Origin of the sequence: Mycolicibacterium iranicum (genome assembly GCF_014190915.1) — a bacterium.
Taxonomy (GTDB): domain Bacteria; phylum Actinomycetota; class Actinomycetes; order Mycobacteriales; family Mycobacteriaceae; genus Mycobacterium; species Mycobacterium iranicum_B.
Genome location: NZ_JACHVU010000013.1, coordinates 64,019 through 82,535 on the forward strand (window position 1 = coordinate 64,019; position 18,517 = coordinate 82,535).

The 18,517-nt window shown below is 69.7% G+C and carries 19 protein-coding genes and 1 pseudogene; 17 read left to right on the forward strand and 3 right to left on the reverse strand.

Annotated features, from left to right (window positions below; translation table 11 throughout):
* The first annotated feature begins 55 nt into the window (after positions 1–55).
* From FHR72_RS22260 to FHR72_RS22285, 6 genes and pseudogenes are all read left to right on the forward strand, one after another.
* Complete coding sequence (locus FHR72_RS22260; RefSeq protein WP_183472254.1) at positions 56–439, forward strand: PPOX class F420-dependent oxidoreductase; 384 nt, start codon at positions 56–58, stop codon at positions 437–439.
* Positions 440–446: 7 nt separating this feature from the next.
* Entirely contained in the window at positions 447–854 is a 408-nt protein-coding gene (locus FHR72_RS22265) for a PPOX class F420-dependent oxidoreductase (protein WP_183472256.1), read from the forward strand.
* 71 nt (positions 855–925) lie between these two features.
* Positions 926–1,387 (forward strand): annotated as a pseudogene (locus FHR72_RS22270) (FxsA family protein); the annotation flags it as partial.
* Between the two features lie 143 nt (positions 1,388–1,530).
* Entirely contained in the window at positions 1,531–3,120 is a 1,590-nt protein-coding gene (locus FHR72_RS22275; protein WP_183472260.1) for an amidohydrolase, read from the forward strand.
* The gene (gene lnt / locus FHR72_RS22280; RefSeq protein ID WP_183472262.1) at positions 3,113–4,816 is read left to right on the forward strand and encodes an apolipoprotein N-acyltransferase; all 1,704 of its coding nucleotides are present in this window, start codon (positions 3,113–3,115) and stop codon (positions 4,814–4,816) included. Before FHR72_RS22275 ends, lnt begins: the two co-directional genes overlap by 8 nt.
* Positions 4,813–5,601, forward strand: a complete 789-nt coding sequence (locus tag FHR72_RS22285; protein WP_183472264.1) for a polyprenol monophosphomannose synthase — start codon at positions 4,813–4,815, stop codon at positions 5,599–5,601. The genes lnt and FHR72_RS22285 overlap by 4 nt, the downstream gene beginning before the upstream one ends.
* Here the strand turns inward: FHR72_RS22285 and rbpA are convergent, their stop codons facing one another.
* On the reverse strand, positions 5,602–5,937 hold the full coding sequence (gene rbpA / locus FHR72_RS22290) for an RNA polymerase-binding protein RbpA (protein ID WP_183472279.1): 336 nt from the start codon (positions 5,935–5,937) through the stop codon (positions 5,602–5,604). It abuts the gene before it with no gap.
* Between the two features lie 121 nt (positions 5,938–6,058).
* On the opposite strand from rbpA, the gene FHR72_RS22295 reads away from it, so the two are divergent.
* The 8 genes from FHR72_RS22295 (at position 6,059) to FHR72_RS22330 (ending at position 12,895) form a co-directional block, all read left to right on the forward strand.
* Positions 6,059–6,409: a hypothetical protein gene (locus tag FHR72_RS22295; protein WP_183472282.1), complete on the forward strand. Its 351-nt coding sequence runs from the start codon at positions 6,059–6,061 to the stop codon at positions 6,407–6,409.
* A 63-nt stretch (positions 6,410–6,472) separates the two neighbouring features.
* The gene (locus FHR72_RS22300) at positions 6,473–7,687 is read left to right on the forward strand and encodes an alpha/beta hydrolase (RefSeq protein ID WP_183472285.1); all 1,215 of its coding nucleotides are present in this window, start codon (positions 6,473–6,475) and stop codon (positions 7,685–7,687) included.
* 69 nt (positions 7,688–7,756) lie between these two features.
* Positions 7,757–8,467, forward strand: coding sequence for a hypothetical protein (locus tag FHR72_RS22305; protein WP_183472289.1), 711 nt, complete (start codon positions 7,757–7,759; stop codon positions 8,465–8,467).
* Positions 8,468–8,569: 102 nt separating this feature from the next.
* The gene (locus FHR72_RS22310; protein ID WP_183472502.1) at positions 8,570–9,355 is read left to right on the forward strand and encodes an ABC transporter permease; all 786 of its coding nucleotides are present in this window, start codon (positions 8,570–8,572) and stop codon (positions 9,353–9,355) included.
* Positions 9,352–10,104: an ABC transporter ATP-binding protein gene (locus FHR72_RS22315; RefSeq protein WP_183472292.1), complete on the forward strand. Its 753-nt coding sequence runs from the start codon at positions 9,352–9,354 to the stop codon at positions 10,102–10,104. The genes FHR72_RS22310 and FHR72_RS22315 overlap by 4 nt, the downstream gene beginning before the upstream one ends.
* A 26-nt stretch (positions 10,105–10,130) precedes the next feature.
* Positions 10,131–11,144, forward strand: coding sequence for an ABC transporter substrate-binding protein (locus FHR72_RS22320; protein ID WP_183472296.1), 1,014 nt, complete (start codon positions 10,131–10,133; stop codon positions 11,142–11,144).
* An 8-nt stretch (positions 11,145–11,152) separates the two neighbouring features.
* Positions 11,153–12,289 (forward strand): LLM class flavin-dependent oxidoreductase, encoded by a 1,137-nt coding sequence (locus tag FHR72_RS22325; protein ID WP_183472299.1) that lies wholly within the window; start codon positions 11,153–11,155, stop codon positions 12,287–12,289.
* A gap of 114 nt (positions 12,290–12,403) precedes the next feature.
* Positions 12,404–12,895 (forward strand): hypothetical protein, encoded by a 492-nt coding sequence (locus FHR72_RS22330; RefSeq protein WP_260156175.1) that lies wholly within the window; start codon positions 12,404–12,406, stop codon positions 12,893–12,895.
* A gap of 6 nt (positions 12,896–12,901) precedes the next feature.
* On the opposite strand, the gene FHR72_RS22335 is transcribed toward FHR72_RS22330, so the two are convergent.
* The gene (locus FHR72_RS22335; protein ID WP_183472302.1) at positions 12,902–13,576 is read right to left on the reverse strand and encodes a hypothetical protein; all 675 of its coding nucleotides are present in this window, start codon (positions 13,574–13,576) and stop codon (positions 12,902–12,904) included.
* Between the two features lie 73 nt (positions 13,577–13,649).
* On the opposite strand from FHR72_RS22335, the gene FHR72_RS22340 reads away from it, so the two are divergent.
* Genes FHR72_RS22340 through FHR72_RS22350 form a run of 3 tightly spaced genes read left to right on the forward strand, consistent with a single transcriptional unit; the run spans position 13,650 to position 17,564 of the window.
* Entirely contained in the window at positions 13,650–15,167 is a 1,518-nt protein-coding gene (locus FHR72_RS22340) for a carboxylesterase/lipase family protein (RefSeq protein WP_183472305.1), read from the forward strand.
* A gap of 59 nt (positions 15,168–15,226) precedes the next feature.
* Positions 15,227–17,221 carry a primary-amine oxidase gene (locus FHR72_RS22345; RefSeq protein WP_183472308.1) on the forward strand — a complete coding sequence of 665 codons (1,995 nt, stop codon included), beginning with the start codon at positions 15,227–15,229 and terminating at the stop codon, positions 17,219–17,221.
* Between the two features lie 16 nt (positions 17,222–17,237).
* On the forward strand, positions 17,238–17,564 hold the full coding sequence (locus FHR72_RS22350; RefSeq protein ID WP_183472311.1) for a YnfA family protein: 327 nt from the start codon (positions 17,238–17,240) through the stop codon (positions 17,562–17,564).
* 7 nt (positions 17,565–17,571) lie between these two features.
* Here the strand turns inward: FHR72_RS22350 and FHR72_RS22355 are convergent, their stop codons facing one another.
* On the reverse strand, positions 17,572–18,456 hold the full coding sequence (locus FHR72_RS22355) for an SCO6745 family protein (RefSeq protein ID WP_183472314.1): 885 nt from the start codon (positions 18,454–18,456) through the stop codon (positions 17,572–17,574).
* Positions 18,457–18,517: the final 61 nt, after the last annotated feature.

The following is an 18,517-nucleotide window of genomic DNA, read 5'->3' on the forward strand; positions in this document are numbered from 1 at the left end:
CCGGCCCTGAGGCCGGCCTCAGGACCGGCCTGAAGAACCTGACTAACCTGACAGCATGTCTGTCACGTTCGCCGAAGTCGCCAAGTCCGAATACATCCTGCTGACGACGTTCACCAAGGACGGCCGGCCCAAGCCGACCGCCATCTGGGCGGCGCCGGCCGGCGAGGCCCTGATCGCCATCACCCAGGAGAAATCCTGGAAGGTCAAGCGCATCCGCAACACCCCGCGCGTGACCATCGCCGAGTGCGATCGTCGCGGCAACCCCAAGGGAGAGCCCGTCGAGGCCACTGCGGCGATCCTGCCCAAGGCGCTGAACGCCAAGACCTACGATGCGCTCGGCAAGCGCTACGGCCTTCTCGGGAAGACGTTCAACTTCTTCTCCAAACTGCGCGGCGGCATGGACAACAACGTTTCGATCGAGATCAAACCGGTCAATTAGAGGGTTCATGGCGAACTCCGCGACCCAGCACCCGACGTTCGAGGACGTCTACCGCGAGAAGTATCTGCTGCTGACCACGTTCACCAAGGACGGGCGGCCCAAGCCCACCCCGGTGTGGGGCGTCCCGCATGAGGGCAAGCTGCTGATCAGCACCGACGACGGCTCGTGGAAGACCAAGCGCATCAAGAACACGCCGCGGGTGACCATTCAGAAGTGCGGTGTCCTCGGCAAGCCCAAGGGCGAGCCCGTCGAGGCGGTCGCGCGCAACCTGCCGAAGTCCGAGACGCGCCGCGTCTTCGACATGGTCACCCGGCGCTACTGGTGGCATGCCTGGTGGTGGGTGCCGCAGGCCATCATCCGCGGCGGCGTCGACAAGGTGCACGCCGCGATCGAGGTCGAACCCGCCTCGTCGTGACCCGCGCCTGAACATCGGCTGAGGGTCTGTGGGCAGCGGAACCGGGGACATCCCCCCGGCGTTGTCACACTATGGCGATGAGGCTGTTCCTTCTGTACGCGGTCGTCGAGCTGGCCGTGCTGGTCGCGCTGGTCTCGACGATCGGTTTCGGCTGGACCCTGCTGCTGGTGGCCGCGGTGTTCCTGCTGGGTCTCGCGCTGGCCGGCTCGCAGCTGCGCCGCCATCTCCAGCGCCTGCGGGCCGGACTGAGCCTGGCCGATGCGCAGGGGGCGGTCACCGACAGCGTGCTCGTCGCCCTCGGTACGGTTCTGGTCGTGATTCCCGGCCTGGCCAGTTCGGCTCTCGGCGCACTGCTGCTCCTACCGCCCACCCGCGCGGCTGCCCGTCCGCTCGTCACCGCGCTGGCGGCCCGGCGGGCCCCGCTGATCGTGGGCGTCGGAACGATGGGTTCGGCAGCGGCACGTTCCCGCATGCGCGGTGAATACGTCGACGGTGAGGTGATCGACGTCCACGACGTCGGCGACCCGGTCGTCTTCGACGACGGCGCGCCCGGACGCCGAGACGCTGCCGACCCGGTCGTCTTCGACGACGGCGCGCCCGGACGCCGAGACGCTGCCGACCCGGTCGTCTCGGAGGACGGTGTCACCGGACGGCGCGAACTGCCCCGCTCACCGGAGTGACCGAGCTCCTCCTCAACGGCCGGGTGCACAGCCCGGCCATGCCCGACGCCACCGCCATGGCCGTGCGTGACGGGGTGGTCGCATGGCTGGGCAGCGACGACGTGGGCCGCGCGCAGTTCCCGGAGGCGACCGTCACCGACCTCGCCGGAGGATTCGTGGCGCCGGCGTTCGTCGACAGCCACGTGCACACCACCGCCACAGGTCTGACGCTGACCGGCCTGGACCTCCGGCCCGCAACCTCGCTGCCGCACTGCCTGGAGCTGCTGACCGCCCACCTGCGGTCGCATCCCGACGGCGTCGTCTGGGGACACGGCTGGGACGAATCCGCCTGGCCGGAGGGTATCGCTCCGAGCACCGCGGACGTCGACGCCGTCGCCGGTTCCCGGCTGGTCTACCTCGCCCGCGTGGACGTGCATTCCGCGGTCGCGTCGACAGCCCTGCGTCATGTCGCCGGTGTGACCGACGGGGCGCCGCTGATCGCCGACGCCCACCACCGGGTCCGCCGCGCGGCCCGCGAGCGGCTCGACGCCGCACAGCGCGCCGACGCCAGGCAGGCCGCCCTGGACATGGCCGCGGCGCACGGCATCGTCGCCGTCCACGAGTGCGCCGGCCCGGACATCGGCGGCCTCGACGACTGGCGGGAGTTGCGGGCTCATGTCCACGGCGTCGATGTCGTCGGCTACTGGGGCGAACAGGTCAGCACCGCGGCACAGGCCACCGAGCTGATCGAGGCGACCGGTGCCCGCGGTCTGGCGGGCGACCTGTTCGTCGACGGCGCGATCGGGTCGCGCACCGCATGGCTGCACGAGCCCTACACCGACGTCGGCGCCGATGCCCACCCCGGCTGCGGGGCGGCAACCGGGAACAGCTACCTCGACGTGGACGCCTGCACCGCGCACCTGGCCGCCTGCACCCAGGCCGGCGTCACCGCCGGTTTCCACGTGATCGGCGACGCGGCCGTGGCCGCCGTCACCGCAGCGCTGCAGGCGGTCGTCGATCGCTTCGGCGTCCCCGCGGTGGCGCGCTGCGGGCACCGGCTCGAACACCTCGAGATGGTCACGCCGGAACAGGCCGCGTTCCTGGGCAGCTGCGGTGTCATAGCCAGCATGCAACCGAACTTCGATGCGCTGTGGGGCGGTGCGAACGGCATGTATGCCCAGCGTCTGGGGGCAACCCGCGCCGCGGAACTGAATCGCTTCTCGCTGTTAGCATCCCAAGGCGTGCCACTCGCTTTCGGTTCGGACAGCCCCGTCACCGACATGAATCCCTGGGCGACCGTGCGCGCGGCCACGGCTCACCGGACCCCGGGCAGCGCGATCTCGGCACGTGCCGCGTTCGCCGCCGCGACCAAGGGAGCGTGGCGGGCCGGGGGAGTCCGCGACGGTGTGACGGGCACGCTGGTGCCGGGGGCCCCGGCGAGCTACGCGGTGTGGGACGCCGACCGTTTCGATGTCAGCGCGCCCGCCGACGCGGTGCAGCGATGGTCCACCGATCCGCGGTCACGGGTGCCGGTGCTGCCCGCTCTCGACGGTGAGCTGCCCCGCTGCCGGCAGACCGTGCACCGAGGTTCTGTCCTCCATGGCTGACACCGTCGACACCGCAGCCGAGACCGGGACCGGCGCCGACGCCCCGCCGGCCGCGTCGCGGTGGCGCCGCCTCGGTCAGGGGATCGTCGACCGCCTCGCCCTGGTGAGCGTGGCGATCGTCGCCGGTCTGGCGCTCTGTGTGAGCTTCCCACCGTTCGGATGGTGGTTCACCGCGATCCTGGCGCTCGGACTGATGGGCTGGGTGCTGACCCGGCCGTCCACCACCGTCATGGGGGGCGCCGGCTACGGGCTGCTGACCGGCCTCGCCTTCTATGTGCCGCTGCTGCCATGGATCAGCGGTCTGGTGGGAGCGGCGCCGTGGCTCGCACTGTCGTTCGCCGAGGCGCTGTTCACCGCGTTGTTCGGTGCGTTGGCCGTGGTCGTCCGCCGGGTGCCCGGCTGGCCTGTGTGGTTCGCCGGCCTGTGGTCGGCCCAGGAGTGGCTGAAGTCCACGGTCCCCTTCGGCGGTTTCCCATGGGGAGTGGTCGGGTTCTCCCAGACCGACGGACCCCTGCTCCCGCTGGCATATCTCGGGGGAGCACCACTGGTCTCGTTCGCGGTGGCGCTGACCGGCTTCGGCCTGGCCGCGCTCGTCCTCGAGATCGCCGGATGGTGGCGCCGCGACGCTGCGACGCGGGCGACCCGCCCGCCGGCCGTGGTGATCCCGGGCCTGTGCATCACCCTGGTGCTGCTGGGCACCGCCCTGGCCTGGCCGCACGTGCGCAAGGCCGGGCTCGGCGCCGGGGACGAACCCCCGGTGACGGTGGCCGCCGTGCAGGGCAACGTCCCGCGACTCGGCCTGGAGTTCAACGCACAACGGCGAGCGGTGCTGGACAACCACGTTCGCGAAACGCTGCGGCTGGCCGACGACGTGCGGTCGGGGCGGGCGCCGCAACCGATGCTCGTGATCTGGCCGGAGAACTCGTCGGACATCGATCCCATCGCCAACGACGATGCAGCGCAGGAGATCTCGAAGGCGGCCGCGGCGATCAACGCACCCGTCCTGGTGGGCGGCGTGGTCGCGGCGCCCGGGTACAGCCGGGACAATCCGGTGTCGAACAACACTGTCCTCGTGTGGAACCCGGGGACCGGGCCTTCCGACCGGCACGACAAGCGCATCGTCCAGCCGTTCGGCGAGTACCTTCCGTGGCGCGGCTTCTTCAGCAAGCTCTCCTCCTACGCCGACCGGGCCGGGTACTTCCTCCCCGGCGACGGGGACGGAGTGGTCCAGGCCGCGGGGGTGCCCGTCGGCATCACCACCTGCTGGGAGGTCATCTTCGACCGCGCGGCACGGGAATCGGTACGCAACGGGGCGCAGCTGCTGGCGGTTCCCAGCAACAACGCGACCTTCGACCAGGCGATGAGTGAGCAACAGCTGGCGTTCGGCCGATTGCGTGCCGTCGAACACGACCGGTACGTCGTGGTGTCGGGCACCACGGGGATCAGTGCGGTCATCGCCCCGGACGGGCACGTGATGGCCCGGACCGGCTGGTTCGAGTCCGCCTACCTGGACAAACAGGTCCGGCTCAAGACTGCGCTGACGCCCGCGACCCGGTTCGGGCCTCTCATCGAGGCGGTCCTGGTGGCCCTCGGCGTTTCGGCTGTTCTCGGGGCGATGCTGCACAATGGTGCATTCGTGCCCACCAGATGGAGAGGTCGGAAACCGACCAGCGACGACGGCGAAGGAGCCCCATGAGCGTCCCCGGTGGCTTGACCGGTGAGGGCAGACCTGCCGGGCGGCCCAGCGCCCGCACGTTGGTGATCATCCCGACGTACAACGAGCGCGACAACCTGCTGACGATCGTGTCCCGCGTCAACGACTCGACACCCGACGTCCACGTGCTGATCGTGGACGACGGCAGCCCCGACGGCACCGGTGAGCTCGCCGACGAGCTGGCGCTGGCCGATCCCGACCGCGTCCACGTCATGCACCGCACCTCCAAGGACGGTCTGGGCGCGGCCTACCTCGCCGGGTTCGCCTGGGGCCTGAACCGGCAGTACTCCGTGCTGGTCGAGATGGACGCCGACGGGAGCCACGCCCCGGAGGACCTCTACCGCCTCCTCGACCAGATCGACGCGGGCGCCGACCTGGTGATCGGATCGCGCTACGTCGACGGAGGTAACGTCCGCAATTGGCCGCGACGCCGGCTCGTGCTGTCCAGGACGGCCAACTCGTACTCGCGCATCCTGCTCGGCGTCGACATCCACGACATCACGGCGGGCTATCGCGCGTACCGCCGCGAGGTGCTGGAGAAGATCGACCTGGCCGCCGTGGATTCGAAGGGCTACGGCTTCCAGGTGGATCTGACGTGGCGCACCATCAACGCCGGCTTCACCGTCGTCGAGGTGCCGATCACCTTCACCGAACGCGAGCACGGGGTGTCGAAGATGGACGGGTCCACCATCCGGGAAGCGATCGTCAAGGTCGCCCAGTGGGGCATGCGGGCCCGCATCGACCGGGCCCGTGGGAGCGCGCGCTAACTATCCGCGGCGGCGCGTCTTGACGATCTCGAGACGTTCCTTGAGCAGCTCTTCGAGTTCCTCGACGGAACGACGCTCCAGCAGCATGTCCCAGTGGGTGCGCGGGGGCTTCACCTTCTTGGGCTCGGGGACATCGCCCTCGATGAGGGTGCCCTCCATGCCGTTGCGGCACAGCCAGGTGCCGGGGATCTCGGCGTCGTCGGCGAACGGGACGTCGAACTCCTCGCCGTTGTCGGTGCGGTAGCGGGCGACCTGACGCGGCGCCAGGTCGTGGTTGCGGTCCGTCTCGTAGCTCACTGCTCCGAGGCGGCTGCCCCTCAAGACACGATCAGCCATCGTCAACTCCTCTGTGAAAGCTCGTGGTCCGGGATTGTCAACGCGTACACACAGCGAAGAGTTCCCGACTCGACCGTCGATGATACCGGGATATCGCGGTCGTCCCGTTTACAGTCGGGCGGTGACCTCGCTGAGCCCCTCGACGGGTACCCGTCGGCGCCCTCAAACCTGCCGGTGGTGCGGTCGCGAGGTGGCCGATGCGGGGATGGGGCGGCGGCGCCAGTACTGCAGACAGTCCTGCAGGCAACGGGCCTACGAGCAGCGCGCCCAGGTAAAGGGCACCGCCCTGCCGCCCGATGCGGTCGTGCTGTCCGCAGATGAGGCCTCGGACCTCTCGGATCGCGTGTACGAGGTCCGCTGCGCCGCCGAGGACATGGCGACCGCCATCGAGGAGGGCGCCGGAGCCGCCGAACTGCGCGAGCTCTGCGACGCGGTGATGAGGGCGGCGCGCGCCGCCGACGGCTGGCGCTGACTCCTTCCAGACGACGCGGCCGGTAGTCCGACGGTCGCGCCTGCCCAGCGGTACCCTTGGCGCGTGACCAGCGCCGATCCCGCGCTTTCTCCACCGACCCGTGTGTGGCGCTGGGACGATTTCTGTCTCGACGCGGCCCGCTACGAGCTGCGGCGCGCCGGTGCGGCGATCCGGGTCGAACCCCAGGTGTTCGACGTGTTGACCCAACTGGTGAGCAACTCCGAACGGTTCGTCAGCAAGGAGGAGCTCTTCGATTCGGTGTGGGGCGGGCGGTTCGTCGGCGAGGCTGCGCTCACCAGCCGGATCAAGGCGGCGCGCCGGGCACTGGGCGACGACGGCGAATCCCAGCGCTACATCCGCACCGTGCGCGGGCGTGGGTACCAGTTCGTCGGCCGGCTGCTCGCCGACGGCGTCGCTGCGACTCCCGAGCCGGAGGCGCCCCGGCAGCACATCGCCTTCACCCGCGCGTCCGACGGCGCACGGCTGGCCTACGCGGTGTCGGGAGAGGGGCCGCCGCTGGTGCGGGCCGCCAACTGGATGACCCACCTCGGCTATGACATCGAGAGCCCGGTGTGGCGGCACTGGGTCAGGGAGATGTCGTTGCGCAACACGTTCATCCGGTACGACGAGCGCGGGTGCGGACTGTCGGACTGGGACGCCGGCTCGTTCGACTTCGACAACTGGGTGACCGACCTCGAAACGGTCGTCGAGGCCGTCGGTCTGCAGCGGTTCCCCCTGCTCGGAGTGTCGCAGGGAGGCGCGGTGGCGGTCGCGTACGCCGCCCGGCACCCGGAGAAGGTGAGCAAGCTCGTGCTGTGCGGCGCATACGCGCGGGGCCGTGCGGTGCGAGCCCTCAACGACGACGAAAGACGGGCCGCCGCACTGGATCTCGACCTCGCCCGGGTCGGATGGGGTCGTGACGATCCGGCCTTCCGTCAGGTCTTCGCCGCGCAGTTCCTGCCCGACGGGACGCGGGCGGACTGGGCGGCGTTCGATCAGTTGCAGCGCCGCACCACGTCGCCGGAGAACGCCGTGCACTTCCTGGAGGAGTTCGCCCGCATCGACGTGCGGGAGTCCTGCGCCCGGGTGCAGTGCCCCACGTTGATCCTGCACTCCCGCGACGACCATCGTGTGCCGATGCGCTACGGAGAGGAATTGGCGGCGCTCATCCCCGAGTCCCGGCTGGTGGCGCTCGCGAGCAACAACCATCTGCTCACCGGTGCCGAGCCCGCGTGGCGGGTGTTCTGCGACGAGGTGGCCGCGTTCCTCGGCGCGTGAGCAGGGATCTCCACACAATCTCCACGCAATCTTCATGTGCGCCGCCGGGCGGCCGATCATGCTGATGCCATGAGAAACCACACGCGTTCACTGCTCGCCGGGCTCAGCGCGCTCGTCGCGTTCGGAACGTTGTCGGCCTGCACGAGCAACTCCACCCCCGAGGCGACCTCACCGTCGCAGCCGGCGCCGGAGACCTCCTCGGCGGCACCGTTTCCCGAATCCGCCCGCTATATGGCCGACATGGCCGCAGCCGACGGCAAGCCCATGACCATTGGGATCAGCGTGGACGGCAGCTCCGTCGCCGCCTACGCCTGCAACGGAACAGACGACGAGGCATGGTTCTTCGGCGACCAGACCGGCGGGGCGCTCGACCTGAAATCGCGGTTCCGGGACACCCTCGCCGCGCAGTTCACCGGCAGCGACGTGACCGGCGAGGTCACGATGAACGGGGTCGGGTACCGGTTCACCGCAGCGCCCGTCTCCGGCGTCGCGGGCATGTACACCGCCGACGCCGACGGGGTGCGTGCTTCCTGGGTGGTGCGTCCCGACGGATCCGCCACCGGCGTGCAGTTCAGCGGATTCCAGAAGGGGGACCGCAACTTCGACGTGTTCAATCTCGATGAGCTAAGCGACTTCGACGTGCGCAACGACGTGCGCAACAAACGCAATCTCGGGCCTGCGGGGCCCATCGAGTTCCCGCCGGGCGCTGCGCCCCGCTCCACGATCAACGGGGTCAGCGTGAACCCGACGCTCGTGACCGGCACATTCCGGCTGAACTGACGAATCGCGGTTCACCTCACGCAGAATCAAACCCTTCGGCGCCGGGACGGTCGGGCGTAGCGTCGCCTCACCGTGACACCTTCCACCGACCCGGCGCCGCCGTTGGCACCGGCCGCCCCCGCCCCCGGCGCCCGCCGTCCAGACCGCAGATGGGGTCTGATCCGGCTCGCGTCCCCGTTCGCGTTCCTCGCGCTCTGGCAACTCGGCAGTGCCCTGCGCCTGATCCCGCAGGAGGTGCTGCCCGCCCCGTCGCTCATCGTCGAAGCGGGCGTCGAACTTCTCGAGAACGGCCAGCTCGTCGACGCCCTCACCGTGTCCGGGATCCGGGTGCTCGAAGGCCTCGTCCTCGGGGGCGTCGTGGGCGTCGCGCTGGGTACGGCCGTCGGCCTGTCGAGGTGGGTCGAAGCCACCGTGGACCCGCCGATGCAGATGGTGCGCGCTCTGCCGCACCTCGGCCTGATCCCGCTGTTCATCCTCTGGTTCGGCATCGGTGAGCTGCCCAAGGTGCTGCTGGTCGCGCTCGGGGTGAGCTTTCCGCTCTACCTGAACACCTTCTCGGCGATCCGGCAGGTCGACCCCAAACTGTTCGAAACAGCGCAGGTACTGGGTTTTTCGTTCTGGCAGCGCTTCCGTTCGATCATCGTGCCGAGCGCCGCGCCCCAGGTTCTGGTCGGCGCGCGCCAGTCGCTGGCGATCGCGTGGCTCACCCTCATCGTCGCCGAACAGATCAACGCCGACAAAGGCATCGGCTTCCTGATCATGAATGCGCGCGACTTCCTGCGCATCGACATCATCATCTTCGGCCTGATCGTCTACGCCCTCCTCGGGATCGGCACCGACGCGATGGTCCGCGCCCTGGAGCGCCGAGCCCTGAGGTACCGCTCATGACCATCACCTCACCTGCCGCGCAGCATGTTTGCGATCCAAGGCCCGTCACGGCCGGCGAGCTGCGCCATGTCGACAAGTGGTACGGCGAGCACCATGTGCTCGCCGACGTGTCGCTGCGCATCGACCGCGGCGAGATCGTCGCGCTGATCGGGCGCAGCGGCTCGGGTAAATCGACCGTCTTGCGGGTGCTGGCCGGGCTGTCCGCCGACCACACCGGCGAGCGTGCCGTCGCCGGCGCGCCGGCGATGGCCTTCCAGGAGCCCCGGCTGTTCCCGTGGCGCGACGTGCGCACCAACGTGGCGTACGGCCTGACCCGCAGTCGCCTGTCCAGAGCAGAGAAGGCGCGACGCGCCGAGCACGCACTGGCCGACGTCGGTCTCGCCGAGCGTGCCGGCGCCTGGCCCTTGACACTGTCCGGGGGTCAGGCACAACGGGTTTCACTGGCTCGCGCCCTGGTGGCCGAACCGCAGCTGCTCCTGCTCGACGAGCCGTTCGGAGCGCTCGACGCGCTGACCCGGCTGTCGATGCGCCACCTGCTCCTCGACCTCTGGCGCGAGCACGGTTTCGGCGTCCTGCTCGTCACCCACGACGTGGACGAAGCCGTCGCCCTTGCCGATCGCGTGGTCATCCTGGAGGCCGGTGAGGTGGTGCACACGCTCGACATCCCTGATCCCCGCCGCGGGCCGGGGGAGGGCCACACCGATCGCCACCGGGCCGAGCTTCTCGACAAGCTCGGTGTCCGACTCTGACCGACGTTCTCCGGAAAGGATCTTCGATGTCTCGACTCATCGTGGTGCTCGCACTCCTGACGGTGCTGCTCGCCGGCTGTGTGACCAGGGAAGACGCCGCGGGTGCTGAGCAGGCCCCCGATCTCGTCCCCCTGACCGAACTGTCGGACCTCACCCTGCAGGTCGGCGATCAGAAGGGCGGCACCGAAGCCCTGCTGACCGCTGCGGGCGCCCTGAACGGGCTGCCGTACACGATCGCGTTCTCGACCTTCACGTCCGGACCGCCTCAGATCGAAGCCGCCACCGCGGGCAGGATCGACTTCGCCGTCACCGGCAACACGCCGCCCATCTTCGGCGCCGCCTCGGGAGCGAAGGTCAAGGTGGTCTCGGCCTACGACGGCAGCGGTCGCGGCGACAAGGTTCTGGTGCACCGGGATTCACCGATCCGGTCTGTCGCCGAGCTCCGCGGCAGACGCATCGCACTGGCCAAAGGCAGCTCCGCACACGGCAATGTCCTCGCCCAACTCGATCGCGCCGGCATGACACCCGCCGACGTCTCCTTGGTCTTCCTGCAACCGGCCGATGCACTCGGCGCGTTCGCCCAGCGTCAGGTCGACGCCTGGGCGGTCTGGGACCCCTATACCGCGCAGGCGGAAGCCGACATCCCGGTGCGCAGCATCGCGCAGGCCACCGGCGTCACGAACGGAGCGGGTTTCGGCGTCGCCTCCGACCGGGCGCTGGCCGACCCGAAGCGCAACACGGCGATCAGCGACCTACTGGTGCGCTATGCCAAGGCGGTGCAGTGGGCACATGACCATCCCGAAGAATGGGCCGAGAAATATTCGGCCGCAGTGGGTCTCGACCCCGCGGTCGGGGCTGCCGCGCAGGACCGCAGCCTGCGTCTGCCCCTCCCGCTGTCCGACGAACTCGTGGCGTCCGAGCAGCAGTTGACCGACCTGTTCGCCGAATCCGGACAGATCGCCGAAGCCCCGGAGTTCGACAAGTGGGTCGACCGCCGCTACGCCGAGACACTGGCGCCTCTGTCGGTCGCTCGTACCTAGGAGACATGATGACCGCACTCACCACCTCGACATCCAGCGTCCCGGCATCGGCTGCCTCGGCACGGTTCCACTGGTTCCTCCCCACCGCCGGTGACGGCAGGTCGATCGTCGGCGCCTCGCACGCCTCCGCGCAGCTCACCGAACCGGCGGGTTACCGACCGCCGACCCGCCGCTACCTCGCCGAGATCGCCCGCGCCGCAGACCGCCTCGGATACGAAGGAGTGCTGACGCCGACCGGGACGTGGTGCGAGGACGCCTGGCTCACCGCGTCGGCTCTGCTCGCCGAGACCGAACGACTGAAGTTCCTCGTCGCGTTCCGGCCCGGCCTGGTGCCTCCGACGCTGGCGGCGCAGCAGGCCGCCACGCTGCAGCGGTTCTCCGGCGGACGCGTGCTGCTCAACATCGTCAGCGGCGGCGACGATCTCGAACAGCGCCGGTTCGGTGACTGGGTGGGCCACGACGAACGCTATGCGCGCACGGGCGAGTTCCTCCACATCGTGCGCTCCGTGTGGACCCAGGAATCCGTCGACTTCACCGGCGACTTCTACGAGGTGGCCGACGCCCGGGTCTCCGCGCCGCCGAACCCGTTGCCGCAGATCTACTTCGGGGGGTCCTCGGCACCGGCCCTGCCGATCGCGGCCGACCACGCCGACGTCTACCTCACCTGGGGCGAGCCGCCGCAGGCCGCCGCGGCCAAGATCGAGACGGTGCGCGCCCTGGCCCGGCAGCGGGGACGCACCGTGCGGTTCGGCATCCGGTTGCACACCATCAGCCGGGACACCTCCGAAGCGGCATGGGCGGTGGCCGACGAGCTGCTGGCCACGCTCAGTCCCGAACAGATCGCCATTGCCACGCAGCTGCACGCGAAGTCGGAGTCCGAGGGCCAACGCCGCATGACAGCACTGCACGGGGGGCGCACCGACCGGCTGGAGATCTACCCCAACCTGTGGGCGGGGGTGGGTCTGGTGCGTGGTGGCGCGGGCACCGCGCTGGTGGGCAGCCACGAGGAGGTCGCGAACCTCATCCTGGAGTACCACGGCGTCGGGTTCGACGAGTTCATCCTGTCGGGCTACCCCCACCTGGAGGAGGCGTACTGGTTCGCCGAGGGTGTGCTGCCGATCCTGAGACGCAAGGGCGTCGCCTGAGGCCCCGACTCGGGTAAAGCTGTCGGCGTGGATGAGTGGTTCGAGCGCAGCCCGTTCATCGGTTTCGTCCCGTGGATCATCTACTGGGTCGTGGCCGACGGTCCGAGCACCTAGATGTTCGGCGCCCTCTGCGCCGTCATCGCCACGCTGATCCTCGGAATGTCGGCGGGCTTCGCCGGGGTGCGGTTGCTCGACGGGGTCACGGTGGCGTTCTTCGCGGGCGTGACGATCGTGGGCCTGGTCATCGGTGCCCAGGACCGCGACTGGATGGACACCTATGCCACGACCCTGTCCAGCGGCGTGCTCGCGTTGATGGCGCTGGTGTCGCTGGCATTCGAACCCTTCACGGCCCAGTACGCGCCTGCCTCGGGCCCGCGTCAGGACTGGGAGGAGGCAGCCTTCCGGCGCACCAACCAGGTGCTGACGCTGATGTGGGCCCTTGTGTTCGCCCTCATCGCGGTGCTCGGCTACCTCGCGGTGGCGGCGCCGTCGACCGTTCACCTGACCAAGGCGGTCATCCCCGTGGTCGTCATCGTCGGGGCCGCGGGCATGACGCTCACCTACCCGGCCAAGGCGCGGGAGAAGGCACGCCAGGGCGCCGGATGACCCCGGTCAGCACCCGTACAGTGCCGCCGACTCCGGGGGCGGCGCCAGCGCCGCCAGGCATCCGAACGGCACGACGCCGGCTGCGGCGATGCGTACCGCGGCACGGTGGGCGTAGTTGACGCAGTAGAGGCCCGAACTGTCACTGCGACACCGGTTGTCGCCGAACGCCAACGACTGCCCGGCGGCCAGCTCGGTCCCCGTGCCGGCGGCGAACGGGCCGGGATCTCCCCGCAGCGCGCCGACCGACAGGGTCGTCCCAGTGAACTCGGTCCACCCCGGCTTCCAGACACCCTCGGCCTGCGCCGGGCGCGGCGCGGGCGCCGTCGGGTCCAGCAGACACGTCAGGGGGCCGGTGGTCGTGATGCACTGCGTGGTGCTGTGCGGCGGTCCGGACGGTGCGACGAAGGCGACGGCGTCGCCGAGCCGGGTGGTGACGCCGTCGCGGAACGCCACATGGAATGAGCCGGGATCGACGGGCGTGCCCGCCTCGATGAAGTCGATGACCTCGTCGATCGGGGCCGCGGCCGCCGGCGTCGGAGTGGACGGCGCCTGCGGGGAAGCCGCCGGTGACGTCGCTGTCGGCGCAGGCGTCGGGGATCCCGGCGACTCCGCCTGACCGCCCACGGACTGAGAGCAGGCCGCCGCCAGGGCGCTGACCGCGACCAAGGCAGCAAGACGCATCTGACCAGGCTATCGACCCGACACGGATCCCACGGTGAGGCAGGCCGGCACAACGTTCGCTACCGTCGACAGAATGCACGAGCACACCGTCCGGGTGAACACCGCTGCGGGCACCGTCGAGGGCTTCACCCGGGACGGGGTCGATCGATGGCGGTCCATCCCCTTCGCGCGACCCCCGGTGGGAGCGCTCCGGTACCGCGCACCCCAGCCGGTGCAACCGTGGCGGGGCGTCCGCCACTGTCACGGCTTCGGTTATTGCGCTCCCCAGCAGAAGATGTACACCCTCCTCGCGCCGGGCAGATATCAGCCGATGAGCGAGGACTGTCTGACGCTGAACGTGGTGGCCCCCCAGGGCGCTGGCACGCGCGCCGACGGCCCGCTGCCCGTCATGGTCTTCATCCACGGCGGCGGCTACCTGCTGGGGAGCTCGGCCACCCCGGTCTACGACGGCGCCTCGCTGGCCCGCAAGGGATGTGTCTACGTCTCGGTGAACTACCGGCTGGGGGCACTGGGGTGTCTGGAGCTGTCGTCACTGTCGACCCCCGAGGTGACGATCGACGACAACCTGTTCCTGCGCGACCTCGTGATGGCCCTTCGCTGGGTGCGCGACAACATCGGTGCCTTCGGCGGTGACGCCGACAACGTCACCATCTTCGGCGAGAGCGCCGGGGCCCATGCCGTCGCGACGCTGATGGCGACCCCCGATGCCAAGGGCCTGTTCGCACGGGCCATTTCCCAGAGCCCGGCGAGCGGCATGATCAGCAACGCCGACATCGCCGAGGACTACGCGGTGCGCTTCGCACGACAGCTGGGGGCCGACCGTGCCGGTGCGGGCCGGGCCCTGCTGGCCGCGCGCCCCGCCGAACTGGTGAACGCGCTCGACCGGTTGGTCGTGGAGGGGCAGCGCGACATGCTGGGCGCCTTCGCGATCGGACCGACCTTCGGCACCGAATACCTGCCCGAGGACCCCGTCGAGGCGATGCGGGACGGTACGGCACATGCGGTGCCGCTGATCGTGGGCACCAACGCCGACGAGGGCCGGTTGTTCACCCGGTTCCTGAAACTGCTGCCGACCAACGAGCAGGCGATCGAACGTCTGCTGGCACACATGGAACCCGAAGCGCGCCAACGCATCCTGGCCGCGTACCCCGGATATCCCAGTGCGCAGGCGTGTGTGCGGTTCGGTGGCGACTTCATCTTCGGATCGGCGGTGTGGCAGATCGCGCACGCACACTCCGCCCACGCCCCGACCTACGTCTACCGCTTCGACTACGCGACCGCGGCGCTGCGGCTCTCCGGCATGGGCGCCACTCACGCCACCGAACTGCTCGCGGTGTTCGACGTGTACCGCTCCCGGTTCGGCCGCCTACTCACCGCAGGCATCGACGCGCGCAGCGCCCGCAAGGTCACCGACGACGTGCAACGGCGCTGGCTGTCCTTCGCCGGCCGGGGCGCGCCCGGCGCCGACTGGCCGCAGTACACCCGCGACGACCGCGCGGTCCTGGTCCTGGACCGTCGCCGACGCGTCGAACTCGACCCGCACTCGGATCGTCGCCTGGCGTGGGAGGACTTCTTCCTGGCCGCGCGGTGACGTCGCCGACTTGCGCGATTCAACCCGCCCCGGAGCGGCCGATGTGATTGCGTTGATTCGTGTCTCAGCCCGCTGATCCGTCCGCGCAGCCGTTCCCCCTCGACCCGCTCACCGCTTCCGAGATCTCGGCGGTCGCCGACATCCTGCGCCGCGAGCGCGGCGTGGTGCCCGGTGCGCCGGGGGCGCCGGCGGGCTGGCGGTTCGCATCGATCGAGATGCTCGAACCCGGCAAAGCCGAACTGGCCGACTTCGAAGCGGGCGGGGCCAGGCCGGCGCGGCGGGCCGAGATCGTGTGCTTCGACCGGTCGGCCAACGCGACCTACAAGGGTGTGGTGTCCCTGGGTGATCAGCGTGTCGAGAAGTTCGAGCACATTCCGGGCGTCCAGGCGAACTTCACCGTCGACGAGTTCGCGGAGTGCGACCAGTTGCTGCGCGCGCACCCGGAGGTGATCGCCGCACTGCGTAACCGGGGCATCACCGACCTGGACCTGGTTTTCTTCGACACGTGGACCTACGGGGACGCGGTCGCCCCGCCCGAGTACCGCGACCGGCGGATCGGTTGGTCGGACAGTTGGCTCAAAGCCGCTCCCGGCGCCAATCCCTATGCGCGGCTGGTCAGTGGCCTGCACTGCGTCGTCGACCTCAACGCCATGGAACTGCTCCGGGTCGAGGACGAGGGGGCGTTCGCCGCGGGTGAGCCCGCGCCCGCGGTGATGGGTGAGTACGTACCCGCCCACATCCCGGAACGGATTCTGGCCGCGTCGCGCCGCGAACCGCTCAAGCCCCTGCACGTCACCCAGCCCGAAGGGCCGTCGTTCACCCTGGAGGGCAACCTGCTGCGGTGGCAGAACTGGTCTCTACGAGTGGGTTTCAACCACCGCGAGGGCATGACGCTGCACACGGTGCGCTACCGCGACGGTGAGCGCGAACGGTCGATCGCGCACCGGCTCTCCTTCGCCGAGATGATCGTGCCCTACCGAGATCCGTCGCCGGATCACTTCCGCCGCACGGCTTTCGACATCGGTGAGTGGGGCCTGGGTTTCATGACGACCTCGTTGACGCTCGGTTGCGACTGCCTGGGCGAGATCCGCTACCTCGACGCCGTGCTGCACAACAGCCGAGGGGAGCCCTACACCATCGCCCAGGCGATCTGCATCCACGAAGAGGACGACGCGGTCCTGTGGAAACACGTCGATCACGACATCGGCGCCGAAGTGCGACGGATGCGCCGGCTCACCGTCTCGTTCCACGTCACGGTCGCAAACTACGAATACCTGGTCTACTGGCGGCTTTACCAGGACGGGAACATCGAATGCGAGGTGCGCGCCACCGGCATCATGGTGACCACACCACTGCCGGCGGGCGCACCCAATCCCAACGGCACGCTCGTCGACGAGCGCACCTACGCCCCGTTCCACCAGCACTTCCTGGTCGCTCGCCTCGACATGGACGTCGACGGGCCACGGAACACGGTGGTGGTGTCCGAATCGTTCGCCGAACCGATCGGGCCCGCCAACCCGCACGGACTGTCGCTGGTGGTGACCAACACCCCGCTGCGCACCGAAGGTGAAGCCCGACAGGATGTGAACTTCGCAACCCAGCGCGCCTGGAAGGTGGTCAACCCCAACGTCGTGACCGGGATCGGTGCTCACCCGGCGTACAAGCTCGTTCCCAGCGGTGCCATCCCGCCGATGTTCGAACCCGGTTCGCCCGTCCTCGAACGCGCCGGGGTGATCGCCCACACGCTGTGGGTGACTCCCAATCAGCGTGACGAGCGTTGGCCGGCAGGGGAATTCGTGAATCAGTCCGCCCGCGACACCGGCCTGACGCGGTGGACGGCCGCCGACCGTCCGATCGAGAACACCGACGTCGTCCTGTGGTACGTGTTCGGTATCCATCACATCACCCGGGCCGAGGACTGGCCGGTGATGCCCGTCGACGTGGTGTCGTTCTGGCTCAAGCCGTTCGGGTTCTTCGACCGCAACCCCGCGCTCGACGTCGCCGGCAGCCCGCCCGACGCGTGCCACACCCCCGTCGCCGGCGCCCACCACTGATGGCACGCTGAAGGGCGTGGTGCTCAGATCCGTCCTGCTGTTCGTCCTCGCCGCCGTGCTGGAGATCGGGGGCGCCTGGCTGGTGTGGCAGGGTGTGCGCGAACATCGCGGGTGGCTGTGGGTGGGCGCGGGACTGCTCGCCCTGGGCGCCTACGGCTTCGTCGCGGCGTTCCAGCCCGATGCCAACTTCGGTCGGGTGCTCGCCGCCTACGGGGGCGTCTTCGTCGCCGGATCGCTGCTTTGGGGGATGGTCGCCGACGGCTTCAGGCCGGACCGATGGGACGTCGGGGGCGCGCTCGTCTGCCTCGTCGGCGTCGGCCTGATCATGTACGCGCCGCGCTGACCCGTCGTCAGGACAGATGCGCGCCGGCGTCGTCCAGGTCCTTACGGCTCAAACCCATCGGTGTCCCGTCAGGAAGATCCTGTGCGGCAACAACTTTGCGGGTGATGGGAGTGAGGACGCCGAACAGTGTCTCGACGGCGGCGTCGTCGATCCCGGCGAGCGCGGACAGCGCGAGCGCATCCGTGCGGTCCTCGATGTGCTGTTTGAGCGCGCGGCCTGACGGTGTCAGCTCACCTTCGTCGTCGAGCAGTCCCCGTTCCCGGAGTTCCCCGTGGTGCCGAGCCCATTGGTCGTCGTCGTAGTCGCGAGCACGTTTGATCATCTCGGCGGGAACCCGGCCGGCCGCGGCGTGCAGGATGTTGCATTCACGGCCGGATACGCCCTCGGCGGTCAGTACGGCCACGTGTCCGTCGCCGCGATGCTCCCGCAGCAGCGTCGAGGCGTGCCACAACCGGGCCAGCGGTTCATCCGGCCACGCCAGTGCGTGGTTGGCCGCGTACAGCGCCCGCCCACCCACCTCGCACCGCGCGACCGCGTCGGCGACGAGGTCGGCGACGGTGCCCGCCTCGTCATCGGTGACGCCGTAGCGCCGCAGCGCGGCTGCGGCGGCGTCGCTGCGGATTTCCAGCGCCGCAGCCGGGGGAGCGATCTGCCAGGCTGCCGGCAACGCCTTGGCGACGCGTTCGGGGGTGAAGTTGTAGAACGCGGCAGTGACGACATCGACCGGCACCGGGCCCAGCGGGGCGGAGCGGGCCGCGAAATAGCCCATCCAGAACCCCTTGTATCCGAGCCCGTCCAGTGCCGACCGGGCTTCAGGCGCGAAGTAGGTGACGGCGTGCACCGGTTCGATGCGGTCGTGCAGGCGGCGTGCGACAGAGTGGGGTCTGGACATCTCGGCAGTCAATCATCACACCGACGGGGCCTGCTAGGGTGCCTGCAAACTTCCTGACTGC

Bases quoted from the DNA above. Each gene is read 5' to 3' on its own strand.
- FHR72_RS22325 (WP_183472299.1), top strand. From the start codon at position 11,153: ATGACCGCACTCACCACCTCGACATCCAGCGTCCCGGCATCGGCTGCC.
- FHR72_RS22260 (WP_183472254.1), top strand. From the start codon at position 56: ATGTCTGTCACGTTCGCCGAAGTCGCCAAGTCCGAATACATCCTGCTG.
- rbpA (WP_183472279.1), bottom strand. From the start codon at position 5,937: ATGGCTGATCGTGTCTTGAGGGGCAGCCGCCTCGGAGCAGTGAGCTAC.
- FHR72_RS22285 (WP_183472264.1), top strand. From the start codon at position 4,813: ATGAGCGTCCCCGGTGGCTTGACCGGTGAGGGCAGACCTGCCGGGCGG.
- FHR72_RS22265 (WP_183472256.1), top strand. From the start codon at position 447: ATGGCGAACTCCGCGACCCAGCACCCGACGTTCGAGGACGTCTACCGC.
- FHR72_RS22335 (WP_183472302.1), bottom strand. From the start codon at position 13,576: ATGCGTCTTGCTGCCTTGGTCGCGGTCAGCGCCCTGGCGGCGGCCTGC.
- lnt (WP_183472262.1), top strand. From the start codon at position 3,113: ATGGCTGACACCGTCGACACCGCAGCCGAGACCGGGACCGGCGCCGAC.
- FHR72_RS22340 (WP_183472305.1), top strand. From the start codon at position 13,650: ATGCACGAGCACACCGTCCGGGTGAACACCGCTGCGGGCACCGTCGAG.
- FHR72_RS22315 (WP_183472292.1), top strand. From the start codon at position 9,352: ATGACCATCACCTCACCTGCCGCGCAGCATGTTTGCGATCCAAGGCCC.
- FHR72_RS22330 (WP_260156175.1), top strand. From the start codon at position 12,404: ATGTTCGGCGCCCTCTGCGCCGTCATCGCCACGCTGATCCTCGGAATG.
- FHR72_RS22305 (WP_183472289.1), top strand. From the start codon at position 7,757: ATGAGAAACCACACGCGTTCACTGCTCGCCGGGCTCAGCGCGCTCGTC.
- FHR72_RS22355 (WP_183472314.1), bottom strand. From the start codon at position 18,456: ATGTCCAGACCCCACTCTGTCGCACGCCGCCTGCACGACCGCATCGAA.
- FHR72_RS22320 (WP_183472296.1), top strand. From the start codon at position 10,131: ATGTCTCGACTCATCGTGGTGCTCGCACTCCTGACGGTGCTGCTCGCC.